This is a genomic window from Bifidobacterium canis, from assembly GCF_009727065.1.
Classification (GTDB): Bacteria; Actinomycetota; Actinomycetes; order Actinomycetales; family Bifidobacteriaceae; genus Bifidobacterium; species Bifidobacterium canis.
Map to the genome: position 1 here is coordinate 1 of NZ_WNLP01000006.1, position 17,866 is coordinate 17,866.

Genomic DNA, 17,866 nt, shown 5'->3' on the forward strand with positions numbered 1-17,866 from the left:
AACTGAGCTACGCGGCCTTAATCTTAAGACCCACTAGGTTTCTTAAGACCTAGCGACCACGGCCGGACTTGAACCGGTGACCTCCGCCGTGACAGGGCGGCGCTCTAACCAACTGAGCTACGCGGCCGTTGTTTCCCGATGCTTCCATCGTGACAACAGGTGTTAATATTACTCGAATTGCTCAACTAAGCAAATCCGGCGTGTCGATTGTGAAGCCTTCCTCCACAATCGCTTATTTCGCTACTCCGCATTGAGGTCGCGCACTGAGGCGCGCTCGACCAGGATGGGCGGGATCACCGTTTTGACGCCCACCGGCAGTTTTTCGCCGTCGCATTGGCGCAACACCATTTCGAAAGACTCACGCCCAAGCTCGTTGAATTTGGCGTGCATCGTCGTCAAACCAAGCCTTGGCACGACGCCGCGCAGCGAATCATCGACGCCCACGACGCTCACGTCTTCCGGCACGCGTTTACCTGCGGCGCGCAAGCCGAGAATGCAACCGTAGGCCATTTGGTCGTTCGCCGCATACACGGCCGTGCAATCGGGCTCGTGCGCCAACGCGAGCCCCGCCTGATACCCGCTGTCTGCATCCCAGTCACCTATGTAGAGCGATGGCGGGGCGATGCCCTTTTGCCTCAGAATGTCTTCCCACCCGCGTTTGCGGCTCTGCGCAGCCACCGAATACGACGGCCCTGCGATGTGGTAGACGTTCTTGTGCCCCTTCGAGAGCAGATAGTCGACGAGCGTCACCGACGTGCCGTATTGGTCGGTGTCGATCGTCGGGCAATGGTTTGCCGGCTCTTCGGAGATCAGCACGACTGGCAGGTCGGCGGTCGGCTTGAACGTGTTGAAGTCGGCAACTTTCTGCTCGAGGATGAAGACGACGCCGTCGACGGGCAACGTTTTCATCTGATCGATCGCGTTCTGCAATGTAGCCGGTGAACCGGATTCGAACGCGCGGATCGTCGTGGCGAAACCGTGATCTCGCGCCGCGTTGACGATGCCGTTGAGAATATGCGCGTTGCCGAACGCCGTCATGTCGAACAGCACGACGCCCACATCTTTGAACGTGCCATGCTTCAGCGCACGCGCCGCGTAGTTCGGCCTGTAGCCGAGCTCCTCCATCGCCTGCTCCACGCGAATGCGGGTTTCAGGACGCACATCGCTGTTGTTGTTCGCCACACGCGAGACCGTTTGCGAAGACACCCCCGCCAATTTCGCCACATCTCGCATCGACACGGAGCTCGCCCTTTTCACGGCTCCCCCTTTCTTTCCGCACGTAAACCAAACAATTCTCGCACGGGGTCACAATGATTCACACTTGTTGCGCGACGCCATAGTCGCGCTTTCAACATCTGTATTCAATATACCAGTGATTGCAACTGTTTGCGTAACCATACGGCGTTTTCTCAAAAATTCTACATCTCGATTTGACTGATTTTCCAATATGTGTGTATTATGTTTACGTAAACATTAATTGATAGACATTGATGTGAGATTCCGCACACTGCCGGTCAGCGACGACCGCAGGCTACGGATACCTCGAAGGAGAGGTCATGACTTCAATAACTCAATCGGCAACCGACGTCAACGCAACGGTTGGCGCATCGGTCACGACAGCAACGCCATCGGCCAATGTGCCTGAGAACAAACACCACGCCGATTGGCGCGGTTGGAAATTCCTCTGGCCGTTCGCCGCGGTGTTCATGTTCGTCTTCATCATTCCGATCATCTACGCAATCTACATTTCGTTCTTCCAGCACAAGATGATCGGTGGCAATCAGTTCGTCGGATTCGCCAACTACGTTCGCTTGTTCCACGACCCGCTGTTCTGGAGTTCAGTCGGGCGCGTAGCGCTCTTCACCGTCATTCAGGTGCCGATCATGCTGCTGTTGGCCGCACTCATGGCCCTCGCGCTTGACTCGATGAAACTGCACGGCATGAAGTTCTTCCGCATTTCGACGTTCCTCCCCTACGCAGTGCCGGCCGTCGTCTCGACGTTGATCTGGGCGTTCATGTATGGCACGAAATACGGCCTGGTCGGATCGCTTAACTCCTGGCTCGGCACGCACATCAACGTGCTCTCGCCTGACGTGCTGCTCGCCGCCATCGGCAACATCAACACGTGGGAATACACCGGCTACAACATGCTGATCTTCTACAGCGCCCTGTCCACGATCCCGCACTCGCTTTACGAAGCGGCTTCGATCGATGGCGCGAGCGAATGGCAGATCGTCAAAAGTATTAAACTGCCTGAGCTGAGCGGTTCCCTCGCCATCACGGTGATCTTCTCGATCATCGGTTCGTTCCAGCTGTTCAACGAGCCGAGCATCATGCAGAACATGGTGCCAGGCAACGTGATCACCACGTACTACACCCCGAATATGTATGCATACAACCTGAGCTTCTCCGGAAACCAGAGCAATTATGCCGCAGCGCTGGCCATCGTCATGGCAATCATCACGATGGCGATCGCATACGCAGTGCAGCTGCGCAGCATGAAAGATCAAATGAAGTAATCGGCCGTTTGTGTGAGGAGTTTGTATTATGACTGACATTACTGTTAACGACAACACGAGGGAACGCGAAGCCCGCAAGGCTGAACGCCAGCGTCAGCGCAGGATTGCTCGCGACGAAAAGGCCGAGCGCAAGCGCGCACAGAAGACCGGCTTCCAGAACGTGGCGAATCCACGCCGTTCCACATTGCTCACCGTCCTGTGCTCGATCTTCGCGATCTACTGCCTGTTCCCATTCGCGTATTTGCTCATCAACGCCACGAAGACGCAGGCCGACTTCACGTCGACGTTCGGCCTTGGCTTCGGCAAAACGTTCGCGCTGTGGGACAACATCAAGACGGTGTTCACCTACCAGGACGGCATCTTCGGACGCTGGTTCCTCAACACCCTGTTCTATGTGATCGTCGGCGCTGGTGGCGCCACATTGCTCGCCATCATGGGTGGCTACGCATTGGCCAAGTTCCGCTTCCCGGGGCGCAAAGCCGTGTTCGCCGTGATCATCGGCGCGATCTCGGTTCCTGGCATTGCATTGGCTGTTCCTCAGTTCCTGCTCTTCGCCAAGCTGGGGCTCACCAACACCCCGTGGGCAATGATCATTCCAAGCCTTATCAGCCCATTCGGCTTGTATTTGATGTGGATCTTCTCCGAGCAGGCCGTGCCGACCGAACTGCTCGAAGCTGCGCGCGTTGACGGCGCAAGCGAGGCTCGCACCTTCTTCACCGTCGCCCTGCCATTGCTTTCCCCTGGCATAGTCACCTGCTCGCTGTTCACGATTGTGGCGACGTGGAACAACTACTTCCTGCCGTTGATCATGTTGAAGGACGCCGACTGGTATCCGTTGACGATCGGCTTGAATCAGTGGAAGGACCAGGCGTCCACCGCAGGCGGCCAGGCCATCCAGAACCTGGTGATCACCGGCTCGCTCATCACGATCATCCCGCTGGTCGTCGCCTTCCTGCTCCTGCAGAAGTACTGGCAGTCCGGCCTCGCCGCAGGCGCAGTCAAGGAGTGAGTTCAAGCTCCACGAAAGCACACTGACAAGTTCACATATCAATTTCTGGCGGCATATTCATGTGCAAGACCGCACGGCGAATATGCCGCCCTCGTTTAGGAACAGTGATTTTCATGGTATCGATACAACGACGTGTTCACCGCTGGCCGCAGCCTCTCGCCGGTCACGAGCATACAATCTGGTATGGGGCAGACTACAACCCCGACCAATGGCCCGAAGAGTATTGGGACGAAGATATTCGACTGATGAAGAAGGCCGGCGTCAACATCGTTTCGCTCGCCATCTTCAGCTGGTCGAACATCGAAACGAGTGACGGTCATTTCGAATTCGATTGGCTCGATCGCGTCATCAGCAAGCTCCACACGGCCGGCATCGCCGTCGACCTCGCCACATCCACCGCTTCGCCGCCCATGTGGTTGACGAAGGAACACCCGGAGGTGCTGTGGCGCGACGAACGCGGTGACATCGTGTGGCCGGGCGCACGCCAGCATTGGCGTCCCACAAGTCCTGTGTATCGCGAATACGCGTTGAGGATGTGCCGTGAGATGGCCGAACACTACAAGAATAATCCGGCCATCGTCGCCTGGCATGTGGGCAATGAATACGGCTGCCACAACCGCTTCGACTATTCAGACGATGCGATGCATGCCTTCCAGCAGTGGTGCAAGAAGAAATATGGCACGATCGACAATGTGAACGATGCATGGGGCACGAACTTCTGGGCACAGCGTCTCAACGATTTCGACGAGATCATTCCTCCGCGTTTCATCGGTGACGGCAACTTCACGAACCCCGGCAGATTGCTCGACTTCAAGAGGTTCAGTTCGGATGCGCTCAAAGAGTTCTATTGCGCGGAGCGCGACACTCTGGCACAGATCACACCGAACATTCCGTTGACCACCAATTTCATGGTGTCGGCGTCGTTCAGCGCACTTGACTACGACGACTGGGGCAACGAGGTCGATTTCGTGTCGAACGACCACTATTTCACCCCCGGTGACTGGCATCTCGACGAGCTCGCCTATTCGTCGTCGCTGGTGGACGGCATTTCGCGCAAAGAACCGTGGTTCCTGATGGAGCAATCCACTTCGGCGGTGAACTGGCGTGAGGTGAACCCGCGCAAAGAGCCGGGGCAACTCATCCGCGACTCGCTCGCACATACTGCCATGGGCGCGAACGCGATCTGCTACTTCCAGTGGCGGCAATCGCGTGCCGGTGCGGAGAAGTTCCACTCGGCGATGCTGCCGGTGGCCGGCGAGAACTCGCAGATCTACCGTGACGTGTGCGAGCTCGGCACTGATTTGCAGGCGCTCACCGACGCCGGGATTCTCAGTTCGAAGCTGGCGAAGGCACCGGTGGCGATCGTCTATGACGTCGAATCGGAATGGGCCACCGAGCATTCGACCACGCCGACGCAGCATGTGCGCGAATGGAGCGAACCGCTCGATTGGTTCGCCGCGTTCGCCGACCGCGGCATCACCGCCGACGTTCTGCCGATCCGCGCGGATTGGGACACCTACGATGCCGTCGTGATCCCCTGCGTGTATTTGATGAACGAAGATACCGCGCAACGTCTGCGCGCGTTCGTGGCAGGCGGAGGCAAGGCGTTCATCACCTACTACAGCGCGATAGCCGACGAGCATGATCATCTCTACCTCGGCGGATGGCCAGGATTGATAGGCGACATCGCCGGCGTGCGCATTGAAGAGCACTGCCCGCTCACCGACATGTTCCCGGGCGCACTCGATCACCTCGATGTGAGCAACGGCACCGTGGTGCACGACATCGCCGATGTGATCACGTCGACCGAGCCGAACACTCAGGTGCTTGCGACGTTCGACGCCCCGCAGCAAAGCGGCATGAACGGACGCGCCGCGATAACCGTTCACCCCTACGAAGACGGCGCGGCCGCCTATATCGCCGGCAAACTCGGCAAAGACGGCATTGCGAAGAGTCTGCCGAAACTGTGCGAAGCGCTCGGCGTCGACTGCGACGATTCGCCGCAGTCCGGCGATCTGCTGCGCGTGACGCGCGTGAGTGACGATGCGACGTTCGAATTCGTGTTCAACCGCACGTCGCACGTTGTGAACGTGCACAATCCACTCGGTGAGGTCGTCGTCTCCAGTTACGCCGATATCAGCGCGGACCAGATCACGCTCGAGCCGAACGGCGCAATCGTGTTGAAGTCCTGAAATACCACCGGAAATCTCGCGATCAACGTGGCTCTGCCCTACGCAAATGTAAGGCAGAGCCACGTTCGCATATAAATATGTTTGCGTTATTTCAACACGCTACAGAAAACAGTTTTTATATTGATTTTCCAATATTTTCTATCGATGTTTGCGTAAACATAAATATCGTGCTACATTATGAACTACCAAAGCTCATGCAGCGAACAGCAACGACGCGACGCACATGAGCAACTGAGGAAAGGAAGAACAATGAAGTTCGGAACACGTGCCATTGCTTTTGCAGGCGCAGTAGCCATGTTGATCCCGCTCGCCGCGTGCGGCAACAGCTCGTCGAGCTCAAGCCAGCCGGCGCAGGAGAAAGACGTCAAGGAGATCACCGTCTGGGCTTGGGAACCGACGCTGACGAACGTCGCCAAGGACTACGAGAAGAAGACCGGCGTCAAGGTCAACCTGAAGAACGTCGGCACGAACACGAAGGAATACACGCAGCTCGACAACGCGCTGCAGGCTGGCTCCGGAGCGCCTGACGTTGCACAGATCGAGTATTACGCGATTCCGCAGTATGCGATCAAGGATAATCTGCTCGACATCACCGATAAGACCAAGGGATATGAGGATTATTACAACCCCGGCCCGTGGTCGAGCGTGCAGGTGGCCGGCAAGGTGTATGGCCTGCCGATGGATTCCGGCCCGATGGCGTTCTTCTACAACAAGGAAGTGTTCGACAAGGCTGGCGTCGACGCCACGAAGATCAAGACCTGGGATGACTATTACGAGGCCGCCAAGAAGATTCACGCACTCGGCAGCAACTACTACATCACGTCCGACAGCGGCGACGCAGGCTTCTTCGATTCGATGACCTGGCTCGCGGGTGGCAAGCCGTTCCAGACTTCCGACGACGGCACCAATGTGACGATCAATCTGACCGGCGACAAGGGCGTGAAGACCTTCGATGACTTCTGGCAGAAGCTGCTCGACGAGAAGCTGATCGACACGAACACCGTGGGCTGGTCCGAGGATTGGTTCAAGGGCATGTCTGACGGCACGATCGCCTCACTGTTCACCGGCGGTTGGATGCCTGCAAACCTTGCGAATTCCGCTCCTGAAGCCGCTGGCAAGTGGCGCGTCACGCTGATGCCTACGCCTGACGGCAAGACCGCCAACGCCGAAAACGGCGGTTCCTCGCTGGCTGTGCTCAAGAACTCCCCGAAGGCGCAGGCCGCTCTCGACTTCATCGAATACGCCAACCATGGCGACGGCGTGAAGACCCGCGTCGAGGCCGGTGCGTTCCCTGCCGACAAGGCGTCGATGGAGGCCGATTACTTCAAGGACGCCACCACCGTTAAGAATTCCGACGGCAAGGCCATCGAATACTTCGGCGGTCAGAAATACAACGAAGTGCTTGCACAGGCCGCCGCTGACGTGACCACCGGCTACCAGTTCCTGCCGTTCGAGATCAAGGCGCGCAACATCTTCGGTGACTACTTCGGCAAGTGCTACACAGGCAACGAGAAGCTCTCGACCGCCGTCGCCGCTTGGCAGAAGGCGCTGAAGGACTACGGCACCGAGCAGGGCTTCACCGTCAAGTAACACATCTCTATTTCTCCTCCTCCTTCTATGAGTAGGCCCCACAGCCATTGGCTGTGGGGGCCTACTCATAGAAGTGAAATAGCCGCTATTTCACATTATCACGAGATCGTACACCGCCTGCTCATTCGCGATATAGCTGGCATCGATGTCGTCATACTGCGAATAGTCATAATCATCATCGCCATACGAATAGTCGTAGTCATAGTCGAGCGCATAGCCCAACCCCGCGAGCATTCCGGTGACGATGAGCAGGAAGAACACCACTTCAAGCACAAGCCTCACGGCGCTGATGGCGATGCCTGCGATGGCCATTCCCTTGCTTTTCTCACCGCTTTTGTTGATCTGCACGAGTGCGATGATCGACAGAATCAGTCCGACGACCGGAATCACGAACGAGCAGACGAAGCCCGCGATGCACATGCCGTTCCAGCGATCCTGCGGATTGTTGACGCTCGGGTAGCCTTGCGGTGGAACCGCTTGGTACTGCTGCGTGTAATCCGGCTGCATATAGTTCGGCTGCTGTGTGTAGTTCGGCTGACCATTCGCATACGGGTACTGATTGGGTTGGTTCGCGTTCTGCCCGCCATACGGCTGCTGCTGTGTGTAGTTCGGCTGCGCCCCATACGCAGGCGGAACATAGGCAGGATTGTTTTGGCTCTCTGGATTGCGCTGTGGCATACCACTGTTTGCGTTACTCATACGCAACAGCATACTGCATTGCATACGGTTATCTTTGGCGGCATATCAGCCAGCGGATGCCTTGCAAATGACTGGCATTCCATGTCGGTAACGCCTTGAGATGACAGCGACGCGTCACCCGCGCAAACGGCATACGGTGGAAGCAGTCGGGCAGGCAATGGCGTGCCCCACGAAGAATCGAGGTAATCATGACGGATACCAATTTTGATGAGCTTGACGCCCACGACATCGATGAGATCAACGATCCCGATGACAATCCGGATGTAGCGGATGCCGACGCTTCCGCCCGCAATTTGCATCACACGCTGATGATCTGCTTCATCGTGATCAGCGCGCTGTGCCTGTGCATCAACATCGCCGTGCTCATCACGCTGTACAAGAGTGGCAAACTCAACGGCACCGCCAGCGACATCGATGTGCTCAAGGCCGACGTCCGCCGTCTCGCCGGTGATGCGAAGGCAAAGGGTCTGACGCAGAGCAAGGAAGTGCGCAAGGCGCTGAACACGCTTTCCCAGCATATTCGCGAAATCCCCGATGAGGCTCAGCTCGCCGCTTCGCGAGTACGCGAATCGTTCAATCAGTGAATTCCTCGCTGAATTCAGCCGTGAGATCGTGCATGTTGTGCCGTTGTATCTGTAAATTAATTTACCAGATACAACGGCACAACTTATCTACAACGATGTGAGGGGCGGTATGGCAACGCGCAAGGAAATCGCTGAACTGGCAGGGGTGTCGCAGAGCACCGTGTCTCGACTGCTCAATGGAGACAAAAGCCTTAAGGTCAAGGGGCAGACGCGGCGCAGGATCATGCAGGCCGCCGCCCAGCTGGGTTACACGGCGTTCACCAGCCGTTCGATTGCGGTGCTCAACGTGCCCCCGCATATCGACGAGTTGCAGGACGCTTATTTCAATTCACTGCGCGAAGAACTCAACCGAGCTGCCGAGGAGCAGGGCACGCTGGTGGAATCGTTCACTTCCGTCGATGAGCTGGTTGCCATCGCCGACGATTTCGACGGGTTCGTTGCCATTGGCCCCGCATCATTGGACCGCACCGCTTTGGCCAAGCTTCGCGACGTGCTCCCCTATGGGGTGTTCATCGACACGAATCCGCCTCCCGATTGGTTTGATTCGGTGCAGCCTGATTTGAGTCAGACGATGCTCGATGCGATTGACGCATTGGCTGGCGCCGGCTATCAGCGCATAGCGTTCATCGGCGGCGTTGGGTCGATCATGGGTTTGCACGACCATGTTGAGGATTTGCGTTCGTTGGCGTTCACCGAATGGAGCAAACGCCTGGGGTTGCGTAACGACGATCTGGTGTATGCCACCGGTCCGTTCACCGTCAGTAACGGCAAGCATCTTGCACAGCAGCTGATCGACCAGCATCAGTCTGCCAGGACGATGCCCGATGCGTTGGTCGTCGCCTCGGATCCTATGGCGGTCGGCGTGCTGCAGGAGTTCACCGACGCCGGTATTCGCGTGCCGTCAGATGTGGCTGTGGTCAGCGTCAACAATCTGCCGATCGCGCAATACACCGCCCCGCCGTTGAGTTCGTTCAACATCGACCAGCATGAGTTGGTGTATACGGCGTTAGACACGCTGCGCGATGCGATTTCACGCAACCGCAGTGTGCGCAGGCACGTGTTCATCTCCACGAGCTTGGTGTGCCGTTCGAGTTTCGCACCGCGATCATAGCCCCCGCTGGGTGTCAGGACGATGAGACATCCCGACACCCAGCGAATCAGATGAGCGTGATGGCCGCCGCGAGACGCATCGGCTTGTTGGCGTCGAGCAGATAGCGATCATGCACCGGAGCACCCCACGAGTCGTCGCCGCCCACGCCCATCTGCCCTGCGAGCATGCGGAGGAACATGTGGCGCGGCTGGGGCAGCTCGTCTTGATGCGTCGCCTCTTCGAGCATGAGTGTGCTGTATGGCAGCAGACTCAACGCCATCGAATCTCCCTCGTTCTGCTCGGATTCGACGAACATGCCACGGCCATGCACGTCGGTTATGCGCGCCCATCGCACGTCTTCATGGTTGCCGGTTTCCTGCGGCACTACGTAGGGTGCTGCGTCTGCGAACGCCGTCGTCGACCATGTGCCGAGTTTGGCCCGTTTGCGGTCGCGGTAGGTCTCCTGAGGCCCGTGTCCGTAGAATTCCAGCCGCGAGTAACGTTCCGGCAGCATCCATTCCAACCCGAAGGCGGGTAGGCTTGGAGCTTCCAGCCCGCCTGGGTATTCCATTTCGACATGCATGCGCAGACCGTCACCGTTGTGCCGCACGCGGTAGCGCACCGGAATCTTGGTGTGCTGCGGGTCGGCGAGCTCGAACCAGTATTCTCCGGCGAGTTCCCCGCTTTTCTCGCTGTAGTCCACCTGCCCGATGCCGGTCACCACACGGGCATAGCGTCCGGCTGCGAACCACTGCGCTCGCTCGAAGCCCGAACTCATGCCACGATCGTTGTCGGTCAACGGTCTCCATGTGACCAGCTTCGGAGCATGCAGCACCATGTCGCGGTCGCCGTTGCGCATCGACGTCACACCGCCTTGCGTTTTCGACAGCAGAACCTCCTGTTCACCCACATGCATGCCGGCATTCCAACGCCCCACCGTGACGTGCGCGGCGGAATCCTGCGGCTGTTCCGTTACCGCTTGCGCCTCATGCGGCGATTCGGCATCATGCACTGTTTGAGCGTATTGGCCCCACGCCAGTTCATACCCCACCTGTGCCCACGGGGTGTCTGAGTCCAGACGTTGACTCAGTTCGTGGACGATTTCATGGTGTTGTGCCATCGATTCCGCCGACCACGTTGGGGTCGGTTTCGGGAAATCGATTGCGAATGTTCTGGTCTCGCCTGCCGGCACGTTGAATTGGTAGTATTTGCTCCACACTTCCCTACCGTCGACGAGCACCCGGGCCACGAACATCGTGCCAGCCGTGCTGGTGAACACGTTGCCATTGTGGATCGTCGCACTATCGCCGTTCACTTCGATGCGCACGTTCGCATACTGCGCTTTGACCTCTTGGGCTTTCGGGGAGACGCTGCGGTCGGCGAACACGATGCCATCGGCACTGAATTCACCGTCGTTGGGGCGGTCGTTGAAGTCGCCGCCGTACGCGAGGCGCCGTGTGCCATCTTCGCTCCATTGCCAGAGCGCCTGATCGATGAAATCCCAGATGAAGCCACCTTGGTATTGCGGGTATCGCTCAAGCTCGATGTATTCGCCCAGCCCTCCAACGGAATTGCCCATCGCATGCATGTATTCGCACGAGATGTATGGCTTGCTCGGCTGCGATTCCAAGTATTCGCGGATCTGGTCGGGTTGGGCATACATGCGCGTCTCGAAATCGCTGATGTCGCTGTAGCGTAGGTTCCACTGCACGCCCTCGTAGTGCACTGGGCGCGAGGGGTCGAGTTCCCGGCAACGCTCCCCCATCGCCTTGATCACTTCGCCGGCATACGATTCATTGCCCAACGACCATGCGATCACGCTCGCATGGTTGCGGTCACGACGCACCATGCTTTCGAGGCGGTCGATGCACGCGGGCTGCCATGCCAGGTCATCTCCCGGAATCGACTTGCCATCAGTCGTATCTCCGGGGAGATTCCAGCTGCCGTGCGTCTCCAGATTCGTCTCGTCGATCACATAGAGCCCGTATTCGTCGCACAGTTCCAGCCACCGCGTCTGATTTGGGTAGTGTGATGTGCGCACGGCGTTGATGTTGTGCCGCTTCATGAACCGCACGTCCCACAGCATCTCTTCTTCGGTGACGCTACGCCCGCGCGTGGCGCTGAATTCGTGACGGTTCACCCCTCGGAACACGATGCGTTTGCCGTTGAGTTTGAGCACGCCGTTTTCGATGGCCACATGTTTGAACCCGACACGGGTCGAGGAGGTTTCCATCACACGACCGTCGGCGTCTCGCACCACGATCTCCAGCACATAGAGATTCGGGCTCTCGGCGCTCCACGGCTGCACTTGTCCGCACGGCACGGTGACGTCCATCTTTTCAGACAACGCAAGCGATCGACGCCACAGCACCCGGTTCTCGTCGCCGGAAAGGTCCCGCAGTCGAGCCTCAACGCTGTCGGCGAATCGTGCGCCATCGAGTTCAACATGCACGTCGAGCACGCCTCGCTGCGCAGCGACGTCCCAATCCGCCAGCGCAACGACGTCGCGCACATGCGCACGTGGACGCACATCGAGTTCAACGCTGCGGAACAAGCCGTGGAAGCGCCAGCAATCCTGATCTTCCAACCAGCTTGCGCTCGAATATTCGAAGCAGGCGACGGCAAGCAGATTCTCACCGTCACGCAACGCATCGGTCACGTCGAATTCACTGGGCGTGTAGGAATCCTCCGCATAGCCGATGAACGTGTCGTTCAGCCACACGAACATGGCCGTCGCCGCACCGTGGAAGGTCACGGAAACATGTTCCCCATTCGCCAACGCCTTACGCACACGCTCATTCGTTTCGAAAGAGCGACGGTACAACGCCACATGATTGTTGTTCGGCACATTTGGCGCCTGCGGATTCTCATGGCCGTCCCAAGGGTATTGGATGTTCACGTATTGCGGCCGCATGAGCCCCTGTGTCTCTAGGCAGCCCGGAACTTCGACCGTCGCGAAACCGTCGTCGTCGAAGCTGCGCGACACGAATGCCGGTGGAATATGCCCGGTCTGCCAACGGTCATCGCTGCTCTCCCCCGGCAGTCGGTCGAGGTGCGCGGGCACGACCTTGCACTTCCAGCTTCCGTCAAGTGATTGCTTCAACGACCCGTGCGACTCGTTCGCCACATACGCCGGATCCGCGTCCGCAGTCAGATGGTCGGTGTGCGGCGCAAGGCGGTTGACGGCGAACACGCTTGGATCAGTGAGCCACCATGCGCTGGGTTGGTCGCTGTTCAACGTGTGTACATGCTCTGTCATGTTGCCCTCCATCGGTAAACGTCACACCGCGTGCCACCGCAACGCCACTTCGCTGACTTTGCCGCAACACCACGGTGTATTGCCAAGTAATCTGTAATCCATACAGTAAACTATTTACTAATATAAAGCAATCAGAATTCCTCTATCGACGCAATTCAGAAATCTTCACATTTCGATTTCAAACAATACAAATCCTATAACTACCAAGTATTTAAACGATTAAGCACTATCTTAAATCTAGTAAATATGTGTATCTAAATCAGTAAACTTATTTATCTTTCGTGGTACAGTACAGCAGTGAACACACACCTGATCAGACACGATCAAAGGAGATCAAGATGATCAACACCGCACGCAATATTCGCCAACGCATTGCTTTCGCGTTCGGCAACCTCGGGCAAGCCGCGTTCTATAACGCGATGAGCACGTTCTTCATGACCTATGTGACGACGGCGCTGTTCGCCAATGTCGACAAAGCACTCGCAGCACGCATGATCACGCTGATCACCGGCCTTGTGGTAGCCATTCGCATCGCCGAGATCTTCCTCGACCCGCTGCTCGGCAACCTCGTCGACAACACGCGCACAAGGTGGGGCAGATTCCGAGTCTGGCAATTCATCGGAGGCATTGTGCCGTCCGCGCTGCTCATCGTCATCTTCACCGGCATATTCGGGCTCGTGAACGTGAACACCACATGGTTCATCACCGTGTTCATCGTGACGTTCATCGCACTCGACGTGTTCTATTCGGCGCGCGACATCTCGTATTGGGGCATGATTCCCGCGCTGTCGAGCGACTCGCACGAGCGCAGCGTCTACACTTCGCTCGGCACGCTCACCGGCTCGCTCGGCTACAACGGCATCACCGTCGTGGTCATTCCCATCGTGAGCTTCTTCACATTCAAGTTCACGGGAGCGCACGGGCAAGGTCAGGCGGGGTGGACGGCGTTCGCGATCATCGTCGCGCTGCTCGGCCTCATCACCGCATGGACGGTGGCGTTCGGCACTCGCGAGAGTAACAGTGAGCTGCGCGCCAACGAGGAGCATTGCGGTCCTCTTGACGCATTCAAAGCAATTGCGCGCAACGATCAGTTACTGTGGACGGCGTTGAGCTACCTGCTGTATGCCATTGCGAACGTGGCGACAACCGGCGTGCTGTTCTACCAGTTCACCTATGTGCTCGGCATGCCGGAGCGGTTCGCCATCGCCGGCGTGATCCCCGTGGTCACCGGCCTCGTCACCACGCCGCTGTATCCGCTGCTCAACCGCGTGATTGCCCGCCGCTGGCTGTTCACCGCGGGCATGGTGCTGATGATCGCAGGCTATGCGCTGTTTATTATTGCTCCGCGCAACTTTGCAGTGACGTTCGCCGCACTGATTCTGTTCTATCTACCTGCGCAAACGATTCAGATGACCGCTATTTTGACGATGACCGATTCGATTGAATATGGTCAGCTTAAAACAGGCAAGCGGAACGAAGCGGTGACGTTGAGCGTGCGACCGATGCTCGACAAGATCGCCGGCGCGTTCTCGAACGGCATCGTCGGGTTCGTGGCGGTAGCCGCGGGCATGGTCGGCTCGGTGAGCGCGGCAGATATGACCACAGCGAATATCCGCACGTTCACGACGTGGGCATATATCGTGCCATCTGCCGGCATTGTGCTGAGTTTGCTGGTGTTTCTGCTCACCGTGCGCATCGACGAGAAACGTCATGCGCAGATTGTCGAACAGCTCGAAGCGGAAATCATCACCGCCTCAAACACAGTGAATGATGTGAACGAATAGTCTGCAACGCTTACCACGGGTAAGACTGCACAACGACGTGCACACACAAATGCGCGCATCCCATGTCTCCTGGGGATGCGCGCATTTCCTTCTGTGCTGCTAGATTACGCTGGATTACTCGTTGCCGAGCAGTGATTCGACGTCGCCGACGATCTGGTCGGTGGTCATGCCGTAACGTTCCATCAGCTCATCGGTCGGCACGAGATCGGGGATCTCCTTGTTTGCGCCGTAGTTGAGCACGTGCACGTGTGCGCTGCCGTAGTAGCTGGCGACCTGTTCGCCGAAGCCGCCGACTTTCTCGCCGTCTTCGATGGTCAGCACGATGTCGTGTTCGTCGAGCAAGCGATCGAGCGTAGCGGTGTCGAGCGCCGAGTAGATGCGCGGCTCGATCAGCGTGGCGTCGATGCCCAAACGATCCTTAAGTGCCTTGACCACGTCGTAGCCGTGCATCAGCATGTCGCCGAGGGCGAGCACCGCCACCTTCTCGCCGCGAACCATAGTGCGGTACGAGAGGTCGGCTTCACCGAAGCCATCGCCCGCGAACGGCGGATCGACCGGCGCAAGCGGCAGATCGTCTTCACTCACTACGCCACGCAACGGGCGCACGATCACCACTGGACGTTCAGCGTGGTCGATCGACCAGTCGAGCATACCGAGCAGTTCCTCCTTCGTGGCGGGAGCCAAGCAGGTGAGCCCCGGAATCGTGTTGGTCATGGCAATGCCGAACGCACCGGAATGCGTGTTGTCGCAACGTGCCACACCCGGTGCGATACCGCCCATCAGAATCGTCGCCGGATTGCCCTGCAACGCGAGGTCTTGCTGCAGTTGGTCGTATGCGCGCTGCAGGAACGTGTTGAACACTTCGAACACCGGCTTGCCGCCAGCCTTGCCGATGCCGGAGATCGCGGCGACGGCGTGCTGTTCGGCGATGCCGACGTCGACGAACTGCTTGCCGGCTTTCTCGCGGAAGCTCGGAGGCAATGCGCTGCCCGGCGTTGCCGCGGTCAGCACCACGACCTTCGGGTCGTGCTCGATCTTCTTGAGCAGGAATTCCGAGGTGATCTGATCGTAGTCGGGCGCGAGCGTGCCTTCCTTGCGCTCGGTCTGAATCTCGTCATACACCTTGTCGGGAAGCGCCCAATGGCCAGCTTCCTTGTCTTTCTCAGCCCACGCGCTTCCACGACCCTTGTCGGTAACGATGTGCACCACCACAGGGTGATCGATGTCTTTCACGCTGGCGAACACGTCGACGAGCTTCTCCACGTCGTTGCCGTCGGCAACATAGCGGTAGTCAAGGCCGAAGTCCTTGAACATGTTGTGTTCGCTCTCGCCGTTCGTGGCGCGCAACTCAGCAAGGCTCTTGTAGATGCCGCCGTGGTTCGGGGCGATGGCCCAACCGTTGTCGTTGAACACGATGATGAGGTTCGTGCTCATCGCACCGGCGTTGTCGAGACCTTCGAACGCTTCACCTTCACTCATCGAACCATCACCGATGAACGCGATCACGTTCTCATGCCTACCGCACAGGTCACGGCCTTTGGCCAGCCCCACAGCCATTGAAATCGAGGTTCCGGTGTGCCCGACGGTGAACTGGTCGTGCGGGCTTTCGCTTGGATGCGTGTAGCCGGAGACGTCGTGGTAGTGAGCCGGATCGGTGAACGCGAGCTTGCGTCCGGTCAGAATCTTATGCGTGTATGACTCATGCGACACATCCCACACGATCTTGTCTTTCGGGGAATCGAACACATAGTGCAGCGCGACGGTCGCCTCCACAACGCCGAGGTTCGAGCCCAAATGCCCGCCAGTCACGCTGATGCGCTTGAGCAGCACATCGCGAATCTCCTCCGACAGCGCCGGCAGATCGTTGCGGTTCAGTTTCTTCAAATCGTCAGGACTATTGACTTCACTCAGCAGATCAGTCATCATGTTCCTTTCATTCACGAATTTCTATGAAGTATGTTGCGAACATGCGGATCGTCACTACGGCATGTCGATCCGTCACTCCTATTCAAAAGTATTACTGTAACCGCGCTGGATTGCCGAGGAACCGAGCTTTGCCGCTTGGCATAAGAAAACACGGCACTTGTGCCGCGCTTACTCACATTGCGCGCAACTGAATACACGTTTTCAGCTGAAGTCAAAACTCCATATGGGATTCGCGATATTTCTACGCTGGAAGCATGGCAAAGATTCTGTTGAAACGCGCGTATGCTCCGGCGAGCGCGGGCGATGGCTACCGTGTTCTCGTCGATCGGCTCTGGCCACGTGGCATGTCAAAGGAAAAGGAACATTTGGATCTGTGGATGAAGCAGATCGCGCCGAGCACTGATCTGCGCAAGGCGTGGAATCACAATCCGAACACGATCCTTGAATTCGCCGCAGCATACCGGCGTGAACTCGATGCGAACCCTGCCGTGGCGGAACTCGAGCAGATTCTCGACGCGCACCCAGTGGTCACGCTGGTGTATGGCGCGCGTGACCCGTTCGTCAATCATGCGCGCATTCTGCGCGCTTATCTTGAGGAACGCGCCGCGCTTCAGCGATGATTCCGCGCGCTGCGCGTCGCACACTCTTCTCCGGCCAATGTGAAAATCTCTTATTTATTACTCAATCAATAGCGTGGCGTTTTTCTGCCGTGTTAGTTTTGAAGTAACGCTTGGAGAGCAGCACTGGAGAACCGGAGGGATCATGACCGAGAACACTCGCGCGAACGGTAAAAACGGTAAAGAGGAACGCAATCTGGGACGCACGTTGTTTGTTGTCGGTTGGATTATTCTCGCCATCGCCGTGGTGATCGCCCTGGTGCTGCGCTACACCGACCACTACGGCTTTATCTCAGGTTTCGTGCTGATGTTCGTCTACCCGCTCATCTCGCTTGCCGCAACCGCCACCGGTACGACCGGTAGTGTGCACGGATACACGATCGCACTCGTGGCGGTCGTCGCGGAGCTGGGTGTGCTCATGTCGATGACGTGGGACATGAGCGTGTTCGTGCTCTATTGCTGCATCACGCTGGTCTGCGCGCTGATCGGCTATGGCATCGGCCTGCTGCTCCACCGCCACTATCAGCGCGAAAACGAACTTCACTAGTCACCAATAGTCACAAACGTAACGGGGCTGCCCCTGCTCGTTTCAACCGC

13 protein-coding genes and 1 tRNA gene are annotated in these 17,866 nt (G+C 57.8%); 9 read left to right on the forward strand and 5 right to left on the reverse strand.

All coding sequences use genetic code 11. The features are described 5' to 3' along the window. Window positions 1-53: 53 nt before the first annotated feature. Window positions 54-127, reverse strand: a tRNA-Asp gene (locus tag GSD1FS_RS05980). 113 nt (window positions 128-240) lie between these two features. Further along, window positions 241-1,233: a LacI family DNA-binding transcriptional regulator gene (locus GSD1FS_RS05985; protein ID WP_155588912.1), complete on the reverse strand. Its 993-nt coding sequence runs from the start codon at window positions 1,231-1,233 to the stop codon at window positions 241-243. Window positions 1,234-1,556: 323 nt separating this feature from the next. Between GSD1FS_RS05985 and GSD1FS_RS05990 the strand changes: the two genes are divergently transcribed. From GSD1FS_RS05990 to GSD1FS_RS06005, 4 genes are all read left to right on the forward strand, one after another. Continuing rightward, complete coding sequence (locus GSD1FS_RS05990) at window positions 1,557-2,519, forward strand: carbohydrate ABC transporter permease (protein ID WP_155588829.1); 963 nt, start codon at window positions 1,557-1,559, stop codon at window positions 2,517-2,519. 28 nt (window positions 2,520-2,547) lie between these two features. Next, complete coding sequence (locus GSD1FS_RS05995) at window positions 2,548-3,528, forward strand: carbohydrate ABC transporter permease (protein ID WP_155588830.1); 981 nt, start codon at window positions 2,548-2,550, stop codon at window positions 3,526-3,528. Window positions 3,529-3,641: 113 nt separating this feature from the next. Then, window positions 3,642-5,720: a beta-galactosidase gene (locus tag GSD1FS_RS06000; protein ID WP_155588831.1), complete on the forward strand. Its 2,079-nt coding sequence runs from the start codon at window positions 3,642-3,644 to the stop codon at window positions 5,718-5,720. Window positions 5,721-5,969: 249 nt separating this feature from the next. Continuing rightward, on the forward strand, window positions 5,970-7,310 hold the full coding sequence (locus GSD1FS_RS06005) for an ABC transporter substrate-binding protein (protein ID WP_155588832.1): 1,341 nt from the start codon (window positions 5,970-5,972) through the stop codon (window positions 7,308-7,310). Window positions 7,311-7,400: 90 nt separating this feature from the next. Here the strand turns inward: GSD1FS_RS06005 and GSD1FS_RS06010 are convergent, their stop codons facing one another. Next, the gene (locus tag GSD1FS_RS06010) at window positions 7,401-8,009 is read right to left on the reverse strand and encodes a DUF4190 domain-containing protein (RefSeq protein WP_246165956.1); all 609 of its coding nucleotides are present in this window, start codon (window positions 8,007-8,009) and stop codon (window positions 7,401-7,403) included. Window positions 8,010-8,197: 188 nt separating this feature from the next. Between GSD1FS_RS06010 and GSD1FS_RS06015 the strand changes: the two genes are divergently transcribed. Both GSD1FS_RS06015 and GSD1FS_RS06020 read left to right on the forward strand, forming a co-directional pair. Continuing rightward, window positions 8,198-8,593, forward strand: coding sequence for a hypothetical protein (locus tag GSD1FS_RS06015; protein ID WP_155588834.1), 396 nt, complete (start codon window positions 8,198-8,200; stop codon window positions 8,591-8,593). A gap of 109 nt (window positions 8,594-8,702) precedes the next feature. Then, entirely contained in the window at window positions 8,703-9,704 is a 1,002-nt protein-coding gene (locus GSD1FS_RS06020; RefSeq protein WP_155588835.1) for a LacI family DNA-binding transcriptional regulator, read from the forward strand. A 46-nt stretch (window positions 9,705-9,750) separates the two neighbouring features. On the opposite strand, the gene lacZ is transcribed toward GSD1FS_RS06020, so the two are convergent. Continuing rightward, a complete protein-coding gene (gene lacZ, locus GSD1FS_RS06025) occupies window positions 9,751-12,942 on the reverse strand; it encodes a beta-galactosidase, LacZ type (RefSeq protein WP_155588836.1) in 3,192 nt (1,063 codons plus the stop codon). 338 nt (window positions 12,943-13,280) lie between these two features. Here lacZ and GSD1FS_RS06030 point away from each other — a divergent pair, with 338 nt between their 5' ends. Beyond that, complete coding sequence (locus GSD1FS_RS06030) at window positions 13,281-14,726, forward strand: glycoside-pentoside-hexuronide (GPH):cation symporter (protein WP_155588837.1); 1,446 nt, start codon at window positions 13,281-13,283, stop codon at window positions 14,724-14,726. Window positions 14,727-14,840: 114 nt separating this feature from the next. On the opposite strand, the gene GSD1FS_RS06035 is transcribed toward GSD1FS_RS06030, so the two are convergent. Continuing rightward, window positions 14,841-16,649, reverse strand: coding sequence for a 1-deoxy-D-xylulose-5-phosphate synthase (locus tag GSD1FS_RS06035; RefSeq protein ID WP_155588838.1), 1,809 nt, complete (start codon window positions 16,647-16,649; stop codon window positions 14,841-14,843). Window positions 16,650-16,906: 257 nt separating this feature from the next. Between GSD1FS_RS06035 and GSD1FS_RS06040 the strand changes: the two genes are divergently transcribed. Both GSD1FS_RS06040 and GSD1FS_RS06045 read left to right on the forward strand, forming a co-directional pair. Beyond that, complete coding sequence (locus tag GSD1FS_RS06040) at window positions 16,907-17,272, forward strand: DUF488 domain-containing protein (RefSeq protein WP_155588839.1); 366 nt, start codon at window positions 16,907-16,909, stop codon at window positions 17,270-17,272. A gap of 142 nt (window positions 17,273-17,414) precedes the next feature. Next, the gene (locus GSD1FS_RS06045) at window positions 17,415-17,816 is read left to right on the forward strand and encodes a hypothetical protein (RefSeq protein WP_246165959.1); all 402 of its coding nucleotides are present in this window, start codon (window positions 17,415-17,417) and stop codon (window positions 17,814-17,816) included. Window positions 17,817-17,866: the final 50 nt, after the last annotated feature.

What these genes read in the sequence shown, in the direction of transcription:
- GSD1FS_RS05985 (WP_155588912.1), bottom strand. Translation starts at nt 1,233, where the DNA reads ATGCGAGATGTGGCGAAATTGGCGGGGGTGTCTTCGCAAACGGTCTCG.
- GSD1FS_RS05990 (WP_155588829.1), top strand. Translation starts at nt 1,557, where the DNA reads ATGACTTCAATAACTCAATCGGCAACCGACGTCAACGCAACGGTTGGC.
- GSD1FS_RS05995 (WP_155588830.1), top strand. Translation starts at nt 2,548, where the DNA reads ATGACTGACATTACTGTTAACGACAACACGAGGGAACGCGAAGCCCGC.
- GSD1FS_RS06000 (WP_155588831.1), top strand. Translation starts at nt 3,642, where the DNA reads ATGGTATCGATACAACGACGTGTTCACCGCTGGCCGCAGCCTCTCGCC.
- GSD1FS_RS06005 (WP_155588832.1), top strand. Translation starts at nt 5,970, where the DNA reads ATGAAGTTCGGAACACGTGCCATTGCTTTTGCAGGCGCAGTAGCCATG.
- GSD1FS_RS06010 (WP_246165956.1), bottom strand. Translation starts at nt 8,009, where the DNA reads ATGAGTAACGCAAACAGTGGTATGCCACAGCGCAATCCAGAGAGCCAA.
- GSD1FS_RS06015 (WP_155588834.1), top strand. Translation starts at nt 8,198, where the DNA reads ATGACGGATACCAATTTTGATGAGCTTGACGCCCACGACATCGATGAG.
- GSD1FS_RS06020 (WP_155588835.1), top strand. Translation starts at nt 8,703, where the DNA reads ATGGCAACGCGCAAGGAAATCGCTGAACTGGCAGGGGTGTCGCAGAGC.
- lacZ (WP_155588836.1), bottom strand. Translation starts at nt 12,942, where the DNA reads ATGACAGAGCATGTACACACGTTGAACAGCGACCAACCCAGCGCATGG.
- GSD1FS_RS06030 (WP_155588837.1), top strand. Translation starts at nt 13,281, where the DNA reads ATGATCAACACCGCACGCAATATTCGCCAACGCATTGCTTTCGCGTTC.
- GSD1FS_RS06035 (WP_155588838.1), bottom strand. Translation starts at nt 16,649, where the DNA reads ATGACTGATCTGCTGAGTGAAGTCAATAGTCCTGACGATTTGAAGAAA.
- GSD1FS_RS06040 (WP_155588839.1), top strand. Translation starts at nt 16,907, where the DNA reads ATGGCAAAGATTCTGTTGAAACGCGCGTATGCTCCGGCGAGCGCGGGC.
- GSD1FS_RS06045 (WP_246165959.1), top strand. Translation starts at nt 17,415, where the DNA reads ATGACCGAGAACACTCGCGCGAACGGTAAAAACGGTAAAGAGGAACGC.